Annotated in this window: 14 protein-coding genes; all 14 read left to right on the top strand. The window is 39.9% G+C overall.

Annotation, left to right across the window (positions count from 1 at the left end; translation table 11 throughout):
- The first annotated feature begins 3 nt into the window (after nt 1-3).
- A complete protein-coding gene (locus tag D8844_RS03180; RefSeq protein WP_125421843.1) occupies nt 4-918 on the top strand; it encodes a YobF C-terminal domain-containing protein in 915 nt (304 codons plus the stop codon).
- Between the two features lie 126 nt (nt 919-1,044).
- Nucleotides 1,045-1,587 (top strand): ClbS/DfsB family four-helix bundle protein, encoded by a 543-nt coding sequence (locus tag D8844_RS03175; protein ID WP_125421840.1) that lies wholly within the window; start codon nt 1,045-1,047, stop codon nt 1,585-1,587.
- A 284-nt stretch (nt 1,588-1,871) separates the two neighbouring features.
- Complete coding sequence (locus D8844_RS10495) at nt 1,872-2,375, top strand: hypothetical protein (protein WP_125421955.1); 504 nt, start codon at nt 1,872-1,874, stop codon at nt 2,373-2,375.
- Nucleotides 2,376-2,681: 306 nt separating this feature from the next.
- Nucleotides 2,682-4,451: a DUF262 domain-containing protein gene (locus tag D8844_RS03165; RefSeq protein WP_125421837.1), complete on the top strand. Its 1,770-nt coding sequence runs from the start codon at nt 2,682-2,684 to the stop codon at nt 4,449-4,451.
- A gap of 206 nt (nt 4,452-4,657) precedes the next feature.
- Nucleotides 4,658-5,350, top strand: coding sequence for a pyrimidine 5'-nucleotidase PynA (pynA, locus tag D8844_RS03160; protein WP_125421834.1), 693 nt, complete (start codon nt 4,658-4,660; stop codon nt 5,348-5,350).
- A 23-nt stretch (nt 5,351-5,373) separates the two neighbouring features.
- Nucleotides 5,374-5,667: a hypothetical protein gene (locus D8844_RS03155; RefSeq protein ID WP_125421831.1), complete on the top strand. Its 294-nt coding sequence runs from the start codon at nt 5,374-5,376 to the stop codon at nt 5,665-5,667.
- Between the two features lie 119 nt (nt 5,668-5,786).
- Nucleotides 5,787-6,440 (top strand): uracil-DNA glycosylase, encoded by a 654-nt coding sequence (locus D8844_RS03150; protein ID WP_125421828.1) that lies wholly within the window; start codon nt 5,787-5,789, stop codon nt 6,438-6,440.
- 9 nt (nt 6,441-6,449) lie between these two features.
- Nucleotides 6,450-6,914, top strand: coding sequence for an NUDIX hydrolase (locus D8844_RS03145; RefSeq protein WP_001135768.1), 465 nt, complete (start codon nt 6,450-6,452; stop codon nt 6,912-6,914).
- A 12-nt stretch (nt 6,915-6,926) separates the two neighbouring features.
- Entirely contained in the window at nt 6,927-8,195 is a 1,269-nt protein-coding gene (locus tag D8844_RS03140) for a dihydroorotase (RefSeq protein ID WP_125421825.1), read from the top strand.
- A gap of 41 nt (nt 8,196-8,236) precedes the next feature.
- Nucleotides 8,237-9,577: an MATE family efflux transporter gene (locus D8844_RS03135; protein WP_125421822.1), complete on the top strand. Its 1,341-nt coding sequence runs from the start codon at nt 8,237-8,239 to the stop codon at nt 9,575-9,577.
- Nucleotides 9,578-9,755: 178 nt separating this feature from the next.
- Nucleotides 9,756-10,724, top strand: coding sequence for a thiamine pyrophosphate-dependent dehydrogenase E1 component subunit alpha (locus D8844_RS03130; RefSeq protein WP_125421819.1), 969 nt, complete (start codon nt 9,756-9,758; stop codon nt 10,722-10,724).
- Between the two features lie 16 nt (nt 10,725-10,740).
- Nucleotides 10,741-11,733, top strand: a complete 993-nt coding sequence (locus tag D8844_RS03125; RefSeq protein ID WP_125421816.1) for an alpha-ketoacid dehydrogenase subunit beta — start codon at nt 10,741-10,743, stop codon at nt 11,731-11,733.
- 446 nt (nt 11,734-12,179) lie between these two features.
- Nucleotides 12,180-13,223, top strand: a complete 1,044-nt coding sequence (locus D8844_RS03120; protein ID WP_125421813.1) for a dihydrolipoamide acetyltransferase — start codon at nt 12,180-12,182, stop codon at nt 13,221-13,223.
- 44 nt (nt 13,224-13,267) lie between these two features.
- Nucleotides 13,268-14,971 carry a dihydrolipoyl dehydrogenase gene (gene lpdA, locus D8844_RS03115; protein ID WP_084921864.1) on the top strand — a complete coding sequence of 568 codons (1,704 nt, stop codon included), beginning with the start codon at nt 13,268-13,270 and terminating at the stop codon, nt 14,969-14,971.
- Nucleotides 14,972-15,012: the final 41 nt, after the last annotated feature.

The raw sequence follows: 15,012 nt of genomic DNA, 5'->3' as shown, positions 1-15,012 counted from the left end.
AATATGCAGATGTATTTTGGAGATGTGTCACTTTGCTATAGCTATTCATTGGCAATGGCACTGGATGCCTATGGTTATGACTTTAAAGCAGATTTTTTAGAGGCAATCATGGTGATGGGAAATGGCGCTAGTATCGTGAAGGAAGATGAGGAGCACCCTTTAGTATTCTTTGATAATGGAATGCCAGACCTTTCCATCTCTCATTCCTTAAAAATACTTGGGTTTGACTATGAGGACTTCTATCTAAAGGATGGATTGGAAGTAGATTTGGAAGAAGTTAAAGGAAAGTTGGAAACCTTTCTGTCCAATGGACCTGTCGTACTGGGACCTCTTGATATGGGGCATCTGAACTACAATCCCAATCACACAATCCTTTATGGTGTGGATCACTTCGTAACCGTGTATGACATTGATGATCAGTACCTTTATTTGCACGATCCAGCTGGTTTTGCCTGTATGAAGGTTGCTTTTAAAGACATCTTAAAAGCCTGGAAGGCAGAGGCTATTAACTATAAGCGCGGAGCATACTCCATGTGGGGAAATTTTAGGAAGGTAAAGAGTCCTAGTCAAACTCAAATCTATCAAGAAACAGCAAGGCTTATAAGGGACAGATATCTGGATGGACAAAGTAATGTTTTGGAATGCTATGCAAAAGCAGTTGCTGAAAATGGCTTAAATACGGAACAAAAACAATTGCATCAGTATTTCAGCTTTAAACTTGCAGCTGTTCGAAATCTCTATCTCAGTAAGTTCTTAAAAGATCATGATCCAGAAGGGGCAAGATTAAAAGAGGAATTAGCTACTCTATTTGGTCAAGCCCATCTTTCATGTTTAAAAGAAGATTACCAAGAACTAGCCGACTTGCTCTATCAGATAGCTGAAGTGGATGGTTGCTTTAAAGATTCATATGTAAAGTAGTGACTATAAGCATAAATAACTAGTCAGTAGAAGCAGTTTTTCGTAAAATGAAGAACTGCTTTTTGATTATGGTATAATGAAGTGAGGAAATAGCTTATTCTACTTGAAAATGAAGGGAGAACTCCTATGCCTAGACCAAAAACAAAAGAGGAGCTAGTGTTAGCCTCTAAGGAAAACTATGAAAAACTTAATCTCTTAATTTCTCAGCTAAGTGAAGAGGAGCTACAGACTCCTTTTGATTTTTTAAAAGACCAAAAGAAAAAAGAAGCTCACTGGAAAAGAGATAAAAATCTACGGGATGTTCTGATCCATCTCTATGAATGGCATCAGTTACTTTTGACTTGGGTACATTCTAATCAAACAGGTCATGAGAGACCTTTTCTCCCTGAGCCTTATAATTGGAAAACTTATGGGGAAATGAATGTCGCTTTTTGGAAGAAGCACCAGAGAACGTCCTTAGAAGAAGCGACCAAACTCCTCAATCAATCGCATAAAGAGGTTTTAGAGTTGATGGAAGGCTTCAGCAATGACGAATTGTTCACAAAAGGTCTCTATAAGTGGACGGGAGGAACAAGTCTAGGCTCCTACTTTGTGAGTGCCACCTCCAGTCACTATGACTGGGCTCTTAAAAAACTTAAAGCTCATCAGAAAAATTGTAAGTCCTACTAGTTAAAGTGAGTCTGAAGTTTAGAAAAAGGTCTTCTAAGCTTCGAATTGCTTCATTCTCGTGGTTTTTGAGTTATTCTAGCTTTAGAATCCTTCTAAAATTAAAATTTAAGGCTGTCATTGACTTAGAATAGCCATAAAACATTTATTTTATAGTAATTCTAAGTTTGGAATTACAATTATATTAAAGCAATCAGACTGTTCGATTCTTAGAATGCCTTCATTCTGAGAAATGTTGACTAGAAAATCCTTAGAATGCTTTTTTTCTGATATAGGATGATAGATAAATAGGGGAGATAATGATCATACAAAAAGTGAAAGTTAGAAAAGAGTTGGTGTCCCTCTGTTTGGGAGAGTTCACAGCCGTCCTATCCATTTGGTTTTGTTTTTTCCTTTTGAAAAATCGGCTTGGTGATGTGAATAGTCTAGTAACCATTCTCTATCCACTGTCTTTACTGACATTTATTTTGCTTCAAGGTTCAATCTATTGGGCGATTTTGATTAGAAGACTCTCGAAACCTCAGTTCGGAAGCGCTAGTGTCCCCAAACTATATGGTGGGCTTAGAATACTAGATCTCGTTTTACTTATTTCAGGCTTTCCTTTTATTGTCTGGAATACACAGAGTTTCCAAGTGGCTATCTTAGCTACATTGATACAGCTTTTTGCCCTTATAGAATGGGTTAATTATTTTCTCCTACGTTTATCCTATAGTTTGAACCCTCTTGTTTTATGGAAACGAATTACTAAGGGAAAACTTGAAAAGAGCAGAATAGCCAAGGAGTTGGGGTAGGGGAGTGTAGTATTGGAGAGTTTAAGTTATTCAAACAATGTTAACTTCAAATTTTCATTTATACTATAATGTTCTTAATGAATATTCAGGAAGAAAACTAAATGCCCTGCAAATTTTGATTCTTTGAAATTTATTGCTTACAAAGGATTTTATAGAGTATTGAAAATGAAGTTACTAATTGTGCGGAAAAAGTAAGTTTGATGTTATCGCTATACAAAATTTTACCTTCGTTCAAACTTGTATTGATTTATATTGTCAGTGTTTTCGTGATATAATATTATCAGAATAAATTAATGGAGAATCTGAATGAGAAACGATATTCAACCGGCCTTACAAACAGTCAAAACTTATTTTGAAAAATCAGAGTTTTACATTCCTACCTATCAGAGACCCTATGCTTGGCAAGTACCACAATGTGAACAACTCATTGAAGATATTAATCTTCATATGGAAAATTTCGATGATAGTTCCCAAGACAATTATTTCTTTGGAGCGGTCCTCATCGCTCAAGAATCTGGAGAAGAACATGAGGTAACTTTGATTGATGGTCAGCAAAGAACTACGACTTTTATGTTGCTTTTAAAAGCCATTCTTCTAAAAATTGAGAAAGATCTTGAAGTTTTACCTAGTTCTGATGCAGAAGCTCGTCGTTCTGTTAAACGATTGAACGGGCTTAAAGAGCAAATTGTGACAATGCTTTTTAATGTTTCTGACGACGAAAAAGAAGATTTTGTAGATGGACTATATTATCCTAGCGAGGATAGGATAAAGTATCTTAATCATTCGATTTCAGAGAGATATGCCAGTGAGATGTCTACTATTATGCTGGGTAAAGACTTCAATTCTATAAAAGAAAATGTTCATCAAATTTATCGACGCCAAAAAGACAATCGCTATACAAACTTCTATAAAAATTTTAGATATTTCTACAATATGTGTAGTGAATTGAATGTTTTGAACTTTATCAGATTCTCCAACCATTTCATCGAGAATTGCCAAGTCATTACGATTACAAGCTACAATACTGATCAGGCTATCAATATCTTCAATTCATTAAATGGGACTGGTGTTCCACTTACACCAATTGAAATTCTAGTATCGCAACTAATTGCTAAATCACCAAACAAAAAGATGTTTGAAAGTAATTGGCAAGAGATTGTACAACGCACGGATTCTTCCAGACTAGATTTAAATGCGTTAATTACTCACTATATTTTTGTAAAGTTATCAGAGCAAAATAGTACTGAGCGTAGAAATCCTGGTATAAGAGCCTTTTTCTCTAAGAACAAGTATCTATTGAATAAAGATATTGTATTTACTACTGAGTTAAATAAAATAATAAACAATTTTGAGCGAGTATCTGATACCATTAATGGTCAGTTGATAAGCAAATTAAATGGAAATCTACGACCGTTTGTTAGTAGTTATCTATTCTTTAGAGAGGATAGCGTTTATCTAGAATACATACTGAGACTGGGCATTCTAGTCGAATTATCCGAACTCTCTTATAGTCATAGTCTTTTTAAAGGCTTTTTAGAAGAAATCAATGTGATGTATAGTCAGGTTGATTCAATATCAGAAGAGGAGTTGATTTCAAAAATTAGGAACCATATTCTGACAAATTTTGCGTATGATGATGTGAAGCAGATTCTGACTGAGAGTGGAATTTCAAATTCTCTTCTCTATGTAAATGAATACCTATTTGCAATGGAAAAGGGGGATGAATTTAACCTAGAGGGGAAAATTGATATTGAACATATCATGCCTCAAAGCGGGTTAAATCGTGAAAACATTATGTTAGATGCAGGTTTTGAGAATCAAGATGAATTCAGAGAATATGCTGAGAAAATTGGTAATAAAATACTTCTTGAAGCTGACATCAATCGTGGAATCGGAGATGCTTGGTTCAGAACAAAGAGAGAGAATACGATTACGAGCGGTCATGGCTATATAGGTAGTAAGTTCCCAATAGCTAAATCCCTAGTTAATTATGTAAATGATACTTGGACTAAAACTGACATTGAATCGGCAACAGAAAAAGCTGCAAAACGAATTGCTGATTTTATTTTTGAATAAACCAGATCGATAGAATTAAGAGGTAAGTTATAATTATGTCATTAAATCAAGTTACTTTAGAAATTCCATTAAATATTCAGAAAGGATTAGACTCTGGAATTTATAAACGTTATGGTTCGATAATCAGAGATTTATCTGGTAGTTAAAATTGTACTCAATACTTGTTAAAATATTAGATTATTTTTCCCTTTCAGAAAGGAAACTCGATGCCCTACAAATTTCTACTCTTCGATCTTGACCATACTCTTCTTGATTTTGATGCTGCTGAGGATGTGGCTTTGACGCAACTTCTAAAGGAAGAAGGAGTTGCGGATATCCAAGCCTATAAAGACTATTACGTTCCGATGAACAAGGCTCTCTGGAAGGACTTGGAGCAAAAGAAAATCAGTAAACAAGAACTGGTTAACACGCGCTTTTCTCGTTTATTTGCTCATTTTGGACTGGAGAAAGAAGGTAGTTTTCTTGCCCAGCGTTACCAATTTTATCTCGCTCAACAGGGACAAACTTTTTCAGGTGCTCATGAACTCTTGGACAATCTCATCGAACGAGATTATGACTTGTATGCTGCGACAAATGGGATTACTGCCATTCAGACGGGACGTTTGGCTCAATCTGGTCTGGCTCCCTATTTCAACCAAGTCTTTATCTCCGAGCAGTTGCAAACGCAAAAACCTGATGCACTATTCTATGAAAAAATTGGTCAGCAGATTGCAGGATTTGATAAAGAAAAGGCCCTGATGATTGGAGATTCTCTAACCGCCGACATTCAAGGTGGTAATAATGCTGGAATTGATACTATCTGGTACAATCCCTATCACCTCGAAAATCACACACAACTCCAACCAACTTATGAAGTCCATTCTTACCAAGACTTACTAGATTGTTTGGATGCTATGTAGTGCTTTTCCTAAGAGGTGTTGATATGGAAATTAAAGTCATTGAAGAGATTGATAACTTACTAAATCTCATCGAGCAGTATCAGTTAAAAGGTGTGGTTGCCCAAGTAAATTCGTTAAAAGAGTTAAAGTATATCATAAGCAATCATATAGAGCTAAGTACTCGAGAGAAGATGAATATCCACTATTCACTCTTTCTCCCTAGGGGTGGTTTATCTGAACTCTACTATATGGACGCTAATCTTGAACGGATGATGTCTGTAAATAATCAACTTTCCTATGCTATTGATACAATCGAAAAGTTTTTAATGGCTGATTGATACTGTGAATACTAATGTCAAATAATAGGGTCAATAACAGTATATATAAGAACTGTAAAAAGTGGTTTAGATAGCCACTTTTTGCTATAATAGAGGCAGTAAAAACGAAGGAGTTGGCGATGCAACACTCATCATGGCATGCTTTGATTAAGGAGCAATTACCTGAAGGTTATTTCGGGAAAATCAATCAATTTATGGAACAGGTCTATGCTCAGGGAACTGTCTATCCACCTAAGGAAAAAGTTTTTCAGGCTCTCTTGACTACACCGCTTGAAGAAGTGAAGGTGGTGATTCTAGGGCAAGACCCCTATCACGGGCCAGGTCAGGCGCAGGGCTTGAGTTTTTCTGTACCCGATGCTATTCCAGTGCCACCGTCCTTGCAAAATATCTTGAAAGAATTGTCAGATGACATCGGAGCTAAGAAGTCCCATGATTTAACGTCTTGGGCTGAGCAAGGAGTCTTACTTCTCAATGCTTGTTTGACCGTTCCTGCTGGGCAGGCAAACGGTCATGCTGGGCAGATATGGGAGCCTTTTACAGATGCTGTGATTCGGGTTGTCAATAATCTAGACAGACCTGTAGTCTTTGTACTCTGGGGTGCTTATGCACGCAAGAAGAAGGCTTTGGTTACCAATTCTCACCACTTGATTATCGAATCAGCCCATCCTAGTCCTTTATCGGTTTATAGAGGATTTTGGGGTTCCAAGCCTTTTTCCAAGGCCAATGCATTCTTAAAAGAGACAGGACAAGAGCCAATCGATTGGCTTAGATAAGGAGAGAATATGCCTCAGTTAGCGACGATTTGCTACATTGATAACGGAAAAGAACTACTCATGCTCCATCGAAATAAGAAGCCCAATGATGTCCACGAAGGCAAATGGATTGGTGTGGGTGGTAAGCTAGAGCGAGGTGAGACTCCACAGGAATGTGCAGCGCGTGAAATCCTCGAAGAGACAGGGCTCAAAGCCAAGCCAGTACTCAAAGGTGTTATCACTTTTCCAGAATTCACACCAGATCTAGACTGGTACACCTATGTTTTTAAGGTAACGGAGTTTGAGGGTGACTTGATTGACTGCAATGAAGGGACGTTGGAATGGGTTCCCTATGATGAAGTTTTGAGCAAGCCAACTTGGGAGGGTGACCACACCTTTGTTGAGTGGCTTTTAGAAGATAAACCCTTCTTTTCAGCCAAGTTTGTTTATGATGGGGATAAATTGTTGGATACCCAAGTTGATTTCTATGAATAAAGGAGAAAGCAGATGCTACTTATCAAAAATGGTCGTGTAATGGATCCCAAGTCTGGTTTGGATCAAGTGTGTGATATTTTAGTCCAAGATGGAAAAATTGTCAACATTGCCCCTGAAATCAAGGAAGAAGGAGCAGAGGTGCTTGATGCTACTGGTCTTGTAGTTGCGCCTGGACTAGTCGATATCCATGTTCATTTCCGTGAACCTGGTCAGACCCACAAGGAGGACATCCATACTGGGGCATTAGCGGCTGCTGCAGGTGGTTTTACAACGGTTGTTATGATGGCTAATACCAGTCCAACCATCTCGGATGTGGAAACTCTTCAAGAAGTTCTACAGTCAGCTGCCAAGGAACAAATCAATGTCAAGACGGTTGCGACCATTACTAAGAATTTTAATGGCCAAGACTTGACAGACTTTAAGGCACTTTTGGAAGCTGGAGCCGTTGGTTTTTCTGATGACGGTATTCCGCTTGAGAGCAGTAAAGTGGTCAAGGAAGCCATGGAAGAAGCTAAAAAACTTAATACCTTTATCTGCCTTCATGAGGAAGATCCAGGTTTGAATGGGATTCTTGGATTTAACGAAAACATTGCTAAAGAATATTTCCATATCTGTGGAGCGACAGGAGTGGCAGAATACGCTATGATTGCGCGTGATGTTATGATTGCCTATGCAACCAAGGCCCATGTTCACATCCAGCATTTGTCTAAGGAGGAAAGTGTCAAGGTAGTGGAATTCGCTCAAGGTTTGGGAGCGCAAGTCACAGCAGAAGTAGCGCCACAGCATTTCTCTAAGACAGAAGCACTTCTCTTGACTCAAGGTAGTAATGCTAAAATGAATCCTCCGCTTCGTTTGGAGTCAGATCGTCGTGCCGTTATCGAAGGTCTCAAGTCAGGTGTTATCACAGTTATCGCAACGGACCACGCGCCTCACCATGCAGACGAGAAAAATGTAGAAGATATCACTAAAGCACCATCTGGTATGACAGGTTTGGAAACCTCTCTTTCTCTTGGTTTGACTTATTTGGTGGAAGCTGGTGAGCTAAGCTTGATGGAATTGCTTGAAAAAATGACTGTCAATCCAGCCAAACTTTACAACTTTGAAGCTGGTTACTTGACTGAGAATGGTCCAGCGGATATCACTATCTTTGATGCTAAGGCTGACCGCCTTGTGGATTCAAACTTTGCTTCAAAATCAGCTAATTCTCCATTTATTGGTGAAACTTTAAAAGGGCAGGTTAAATATACCATTTGTAAGGGACAAATCGTCTATCAAAACTAGATGGGATTCTGCTCTGAAAATGATAAGAATAGAGAGCGTATATGTATCCAACCCATCAATTTAAAGATAAGTTTGTCTTATTTCTTAAGATATTTTTTCCTATCCTGATTTATCAGTTTGCCAATTATTCTGCCTCATTTGTTGATACAACCATGACTGGGCAGTACAATACCATGGACTTGGCAGGAGTATCAACTGCAACGAGTCTATGGAATCCTTTCTTTACTTTTTTAACAGGGATTGTTTCGGCCATGGTTCCCATCATAGGCCATCATCTGGGACGGGGCAAAAAGGAAGAAGTGGCATCTGACTTTTATCAATTCATCTACTTAGCTTTCGGACTGTCTTTGGTCTTGCTTGGCATGGTAGTATTCTTAGCACCGCCTGTCTTAAATCATATCGGGCTAGAAGCTCAAGTAGCGGCAGTTGCAGTTACTTATCTTTGGTACCTTTCTATCGGGATTATTCCCTTGTTGCTTTTTAGTGTCATTCGGTCTTTGTTAGATTCTCTTGGTTTGACCAAACTATCTATGTATCTCATGCTCCTATTACTTCCGCTCAATAGTGGTTTTAACTATCTCTTGATATATGGAGCCCTTGGTTTTCCAGAGCTTGGTGGCGCAGGAGCAGGGCTAGGAACTTCTCTAGCCTATTGGGTTTTATTAGGGATTTCTCTTCTTGTTTTGTTCAAACAAAAAAGATTAAAAGCGCTACATCTTGAAAAACGGATTCCACTCAATGTAGATAAAATCAAGGAAGGTGTTCGGCTAGGTCTACCAATCGGGGGAACCGTCTTTGCTGAAGTAGCTATCTTTTCTGTGGTTGGACTAATCATGGCTAAGTTTTCATCGCTCATCATCGCCAGTCACCAGTCAGCTATGAACTTTTCCAGCCTCATGTACGCTTTTCCTATGAGTATTTCCTCTGCTATGGCGATTGTTGTGTCTTACGAGGTGGGGGCCAAACGTTTTGAGGATGCAAAAACCTATGCTTGTCTGGGGAGAGTAACCGCCCTTATTTTTGCAGGTCTTACCCTATCCTTTCTCTACATTTTTAGAGATCGTGTAGCAAGTTTATATGGAAATGACCCTCAGTTCATTGAAACAACTGCTGTATTTCTAACCTACAGTCTCTTTTTCCAATTAGCTGATACCTTTGCGGCTCCGCTCCAAGGAATTTTAAGAGGGGATAAGGACACTATCGTTCCTTTCTATCTTGGCCTAATCGGATATTGGGGAGTAGCGATACCACTAGGATATCTACTAGATCAAGTAACTGACTTAGGGGCATTTGCCTACTGGATTGGGTTAATTGCCAGCTTGATTGTTTCTGGTTGTTTGTATCAATGGCGTTTGAAAACCGTAATGAAAAGATTGAGCTAATTTTAAGAAATTATCCTGAAAAACAACTTTGTGAAAAAATGCTCTAACTAGAGAGAATCCCTGTTTTAACAGGGGTTTATTTTTTAACCTTGTGAAATTTTATTAGCCATATACTTTGACAGTGTATACTAAAAAAGGTAAAATAGTAAGGTAAGAACAAAGTTAGAAAGGCAAGATTATGTCAACTTTAGATAAGAATCTTTTGCTAGAGATGTTCCGTAAGATGGAAGAAATCCGTCGCATGGACTTAAAAATTGCTCAGTTAGTGAAAAAGGGGAAAGTTCCCGGTATGACTCACTTTTCTGTCGGAGAGGAAGCAGCTAACGTCGGAGCGATGCTGGCTCTTAATCCAGATGATCTGATTACCTCAAATCACCGTGGACACGGGCAAGCTATTGCCAAAGGGATTGACCTCAACGGAATGATGGCTGAAATCCTTGGAAAATACACTGGAACCTGTAAAGGAAAAGGTGGTTCTATGCACATCGCCGACTTAGATGCTGGGAACCTCGGTGCCAATGGTATCGTTGGTGGTGGTATGGGAATCGCTGTCGGTGCAGCCCTCAGTCAGCAAATGCAGAACACTGGAAAAATTGTCGTCTGCTTCTTTGGAGATGGTGCGACTAACGAAGGTGTTTTCCACGAAGCAGTGAACATGGCTTCTATTTGGAAACTTCCTGTTATTTTCTACTGCATTAACAACGGTTATGGAATTTCTGCGGATATCAAGAAAATGACCAATGTGGAGCATATCCATCAACGTAGTGCGGCATATGGAATTCCTGGAATGTTTATCGAAGATGGAAACAACGTCATCGATGTTTATGAAGGATTTAAGAAAGCTGTAGACCATGTTCGTGGCGACAATGGCCCAGTCTTGATTGAAAGTGTCACTTATCGTTGGCTTGGTCACTCATCATCTGACCCTGGTAAATATCGTACGCGTGAAGAAGTGGAATTGTGGAAACAAAAAGACCCAATCGAAAACCTTCGTAATTACCTTATTGAAAATAACATTGCTAGCGCTGAAGAATTGGAAGAAATCCAAGCACAAGTGAAAACAGCAGTAGAAGCTTCTGTTAAATTCGCTGAGGAAAGCCCATTCCCACCGCTTGAATCCGCATTTGAAGATATTTACGCAGACTAAGGAGAAAGAGATAAAAATGGAAACAAAAACAATGTCCTTCCGTGACACCATTATCCTTGCTATGTCTGAGGAAATGCGTCGCGATGAAAATGTATTCTTGATGGGAGAAGATGTCGGTGTCTTCGGAGGAGACTTCGGAACTTCTGTCGGAATGCTTGAAGAATTTGGTCCAGAACGTATCCGTGACTGTCCGATTTCTGAAGCGGCCATCTCTGGAGCAGCAGCAGGAGCGGCCATGACAGGACTTCGCCCAATCGTTGATATGACCTTCATGGACTTCTCGGTTATTGCCATGGACAATATCGTTAACCAAGCTGCTAAAACACGCTATATGTTTGGTGGTAAAGGTCAGGTTCCAATGACAGTTCGATGTGCAGCTGGTAACGGAGTTGGTTCTGCGGCCCAGCACTCGCAATCTCTAGAGTCTTGGTTCACTCACATTCCAGGACTTAAGGTTGTAGCACCAGGTACACCTGCGGACATGAAAGGACTGCTCAAGTCTTCTATCCGTGATAACAACCCAGTTATCATTCTTGAGTACAAGTCAGAATTTAACCAAAAAGGGGAAGTGCCAGTTGATCCAGACTACACAATCCCACTTGGAGTTGGGGAAATCAAACGCGAAGGAACGGATGTAACAGTTGTTACTTATGGTAAAATGCTTCGTCGTGTGGTTCAAGCTGCTGAGGAGTTGGCAGAAGAAGGAATTTCAGTTGAAGTCGTGGACCCACGTACCCTTGTTCCGCTTGATAAGGATATCATCATTAACTCAGTGAAGAAGACTGGTAAGGTCGTTCTAGTCAACGATGCCCACAAAACAAGTGGCTATATTGGAGAGATTTCAGCAATTATTTCAGAATCAGAAGCATTTGACTATCTAGATGCACCAATCCGCCGTTGTGCAGGAGAAGACGTGCCAATGCCTTACGCACAAAACCTAGAAAATGCAATGATTCCAACAGTTGAAAGCATCAAAGATGCAATCCGTAAGACATATAACAAAGAATAATACATAATATAAATTATGTGAAATTTTAGAGGTTTTTAACTTTAGTAACTTGAGATACGTTTCGTACCCAAGTTGTATGAAAAGTTGCGACAGTTTTTTGACGAATCGACAATATTCGACAAAAAACTTAGTAAGTCTACTAGGTTGACCGCCTAATAGCGGCAACCGTAGTAACTTGAGACACGTTTCGTGTCCAAGTTACTTGTAGAGTTGAACACGGGCTAAAAGCTCGGAAAAAAGATAAATCTCTTTAGCTTCATCGAAGCCTACGTAGATTTCCTATTTTTCAGTCGCTTTTTGACGCCCTTAGTATCATGTAATTGAATTCGGACGGAGGTCTGCGAAAAAAAGAAAGATTTCCTTGTGTTCATCGAACACATCGTCAATCTCCTATTTTTTCATTGCCCTCTTCGTCCTTAATATCTTAGTATAGAATTGGAGAGGTCATGGCTGATGACAAGCTAAGAGCGACTCCTGCGGCTAGAAAGTTAGCGGATGATCTAGGTATCAACCTCTATGACGTTTCTGGCTCAGGTGCAAACGGTCGTGTCCACAAAGAAGACGTGGAAACTTATAAAGACACAAACGTGGTTCGCATTTCGCCACTTGCAAAACGAATTGCCCTTGAACATAACATTGCTTGGCAGGAAATCCAAGGAACTGGTCATTGTGGTAAGATCATGAAGAAGGACGTTTTGGCCTTGCTTCCTGAAAATATCGAAAACGACACCATCAAGTCTCCTGCTCAAATCGAAAAAGTAGAAGAAGTTCCAGATACTATCACTCCTTATGGTGAGATTGAGCGTATTCCGATGACACCAATGCGCAAGGTTATCGCCCAACGTATGGTTGAATCCTACCTAACTGCGCCAACCTTCACGCTCAACTACGATGTCGATATGTCTGAAATGCTAGCTCTTCGTAAGAAGGTTCTTGAACCAATCATGGAAGCAACTGGTAAGAAAATTACGGTTACTGATCTTCTTTCACTGGCTGTTGTTAAGACCTTGATGAAACATCCTTACATCAACGCTTCATTGACTGAAGATGGTAAGACCATTGTCACTCACAACTATGTCAACCTTGCTATGGCAGTTGGAATGGATAATGGATTGATGACACCTGTTGTTTACAATGCTGAAAAGATGAGCCTTTCAGAGTTGGTTGTAGCCTTCAAGGATGTCATTGGTCGTACCTTGGATGGTAAATTGGCTCCAAGTGAACTTCAAAATTCAACATTTACTATCAGTAACTTGGGAATGTTTGGCGTTCAGTCCTTTGGCCCGATCATCAACCAACCTAACTCAGCTATTCTGGGTGTAAGTTCGACAATCGAGAAACCAGTTGTTGTCAATGGTGAGATTGTTATCCGACCAATCATGAGTCTAGGATTAACCATTGACCACCGTGTTGTAGATGGTATGGCTGGTGCTAAGTTTATGAAAGACTTGAAAGCCTTGATTGAGAATCCAATCTCAATGTTGGTTTAAGTCAGCTATTGTTATTTTAGAGATTTAGATAAAGGAAGTAAGACATGGCCTTAGAAGTAATTATGCCAAAAGCCGGCGTAGATATGACAGAAGGACAAATCGTCCAATGGAATAAAAAAGTCGGAGAATTTGTAAAAGAAGGAGAAATCCTTTTGGAAATCATGACTGACAAAGTCAGTATGGAATTGGAAGCCGAAGAAGATGGATACTTGATTGCCATACTTAAAGGAGATGGTGAAACTGTTCCAGTAACTGAAGTTATCGGTTACCTTGGCGAAGAAGGGGAAAACATCCCAACAGCTGGAGCGGCTGCACCAGAATCAAAACCTGCGCCTGCAGCTAGCGCCTCAAACGACGACGGTAAGAGCGATGATGCCTTTGATATCGTTGTAATTGGTGGAGGTCCTGCTGGATATGTAGCAGCCATTAAAGCTGCCCAACTTGGCGGTAAGGTTGCCCTTGTTGAGAAATCTGAACTCGGTGGAACTTGCTTGAACCGCGGCTGTATCCCAACGAAGACATACCTTCACAATGCTGAAATCATCGAAAATATCGGTCATGCAGCAAATCGTGGTATCGTCATTGAAAATCCAAACTTCACTGTTGATATGGACAAACTTTTGGAAACTAAATCTAAAGTTGTCAATACCTTGGTAGGTGGTGTTGCAGGTCTTCTTCGTAGCTACGGAGTTACTGTTCATAAGGGTGTTGGTACTATCACTAAAGATAAGAATGTCTTGGTAAATGGTTCTGAATTGCTTGAAACCAAGAAAATTATCCTTGCTGGTGGTTCAAAAGTCAGCAAGATTAACGTCCCTGGTATGGAATCTCCACTTGTGATGACCAGCGATGATATTCTTGAAATGAACGAAGTTCCAGAAAGCCTCGTAATCATCGGTGGTGGGGTTGTCGGTATCGAACTCGGCCAAGCATTCATGACATTTGGTTCAAAAGTAACTGTCATCGAAATGATGGACCGTATCGTGCCAGCTATGGATGCGGAAGTTTCTAAGAATCTTCGCTTGATTCTTGAGCGTAAAGGTATGACCATCTTGACAGGTACAAAATTGCAAGAAATCATCGAAGAAAATGGTCAACTTCGTATCAAGGTTGAAGGAAAAGACGATATCATCGCTAACAAAGCTCTTCTTTCAATCGGTCGTGTGCCAGACCTTGAAGGAATTGGTGATGTTGAGTTTGAATTGGATCGTGGACGTATCAAGGTCAACGAATACATGGAAACTTCTGTTCCAGGTATCTACGCACCAGGTGACATCAACGGTACGAAGATGTTGGCGCACGCAGCCTTCCGCATGGGTGAAGTTGCCGCTGAAAATGCTCTCAAAGGAAACCATGCTGTTGCCAAATTGAACTTGACTCCTGCAGCCATCTATACTCTTCCTGAAGTAGCAGCAGTAGGTCTAACTGAAGAACAAGCACGTGAGAAATACGATGTAGCCATCGGTAAATTCAACTTTGCAGCTAACGGCCGTGCTATTGCATCAGATGCTGCTCAAGGTTTCGTAAAAGTTATCGCTGATAAGAAATACGGGGAAATCCTTGGTGTGCACATCATTGGTCCTGCAGCCGCAGAATTGATTAACGAGGCATCAAGCATTATCGAAATGGAAATCACTGTTGAGGAAATGCTGAAGACCATCCACGGACACCCAACCTACTCTGAAGTGATGTACGAAGCATTTGCGGATGTTTTAGGAATGGCCATCCATTCACCTAAGAAAAAATAAAACGAAGATAGACTAGGCTGGAAAGATGTTTTCCAGTCTCT

The sequence above is a fragment of the Streptococcus oralis genome, from assembly GCF_003942875.1.
In the GTDB taxonomy this organism is placed as follows: domain Bacteria; phylum Bacillota; class Bacilli; order Lactobacillales; family Streptococcaceae; genus Streptococcus; species Streptococcus oralis_BX.
This window is presented reverse-complemented; position numbering and strand designations above follow the sequence as displayed.

What these genes read in the sequence shown, in the direction of transcription:
- D8844_RS03180 (WP_125421843.1), top strand. Translation starts at nt 4, where the DNA reads ATGCAGATGTATTTTGGAGATGTGTCACTTTGCTATAGCTATTCATTG.
- D8844_RS03175 (WP_125421840.1), top strand. Translation starts at nt 1,045, where the DNA reads ATGCCTAGACCAAAAACAAAAGAGGAGCTAGTGTTAGCCTCTAAGGAA.
- D8844_RS03120 (WP_125421813.1), top strand. Translation starts at nt 12,180, where the DNA reads ATGGCTGATGACAAGCTAAGAGCGACTCCTGCGGCTAGAAAGTTAGCG.
- D8844_RS03150 (WP_125421828.1), top strand. Translation starts at nt 5,787, where the DNA reads ATGCAACACTCATCATGGCATGCTTTGATTAAGGAGCAATTACCTGAA.
- D8844_RS03125 (WP_125421816.1), top strand. Translation starts at nt 10,741, where the DNA reads ATGGAAACAAAAACAATGTCCTTCCGTGACACCATTATCCTTGCTATG.
- D8844_RS03140 (WP_125421825.1), top strand. Translation starts at nt 6,927, where the DNA reads ATGCTACTTATCAAAAATGGTCGTGTAATGGATCCCAAGTCTGGTTTG.
- lpdA (WP_084921864.1), top strand. Translation starts at nt 13,268, where the DNA reads ATGGCCTTAGAAGTAATTATGCCAAAAGCCGGCGTAGATATGACAGAA.
- D8844_RS03130 (WP_125421819.1), top strand. Translation starts at nt 9,756, where the DNA reads ATGTCAACTTTAGATAAGAATCTTTTGCTAGAGATGTTCCGTAAGATG.
- D8844_RS03145 (WP_001135768.1), top strand. Translation starts at nt 6,450, where the DNA reads ATGCCTCAGTTAGCGACGATTTGCTACATTGATAACGGAAAAGAACTA.
- D8844_RS03165 (WP_125421837.1), top strand. Translation starts at nt 2,682, where the DNA reads ATGAGAAACGATATTCAACCGGCCTTACAAACAGTCAAAACTTATTTT.
- D8844_RS03155 (WP_125421831.1), top strand. Translation starts at nt 5,374, where the DNA reads ATGGAAATTAAAGTCATTGAAGAGATTGATAACTTACTAAATCTCATC.
- pynA (WP_125421834.1), top strand. Translation starts at nt 4,658, where the DNA reads ATGCCCTACAAATTTCTACTCTTCGATCTTGACCATACTCTTCTTGAT.
- D8844_RS03135 (WP_125421822.1), top strand. Translation starts at nt 8,237, where the DNA reads ATGTATCCAACCCATCAATTTAAAGATAAGTTTGTCTTATTTCTTAAG.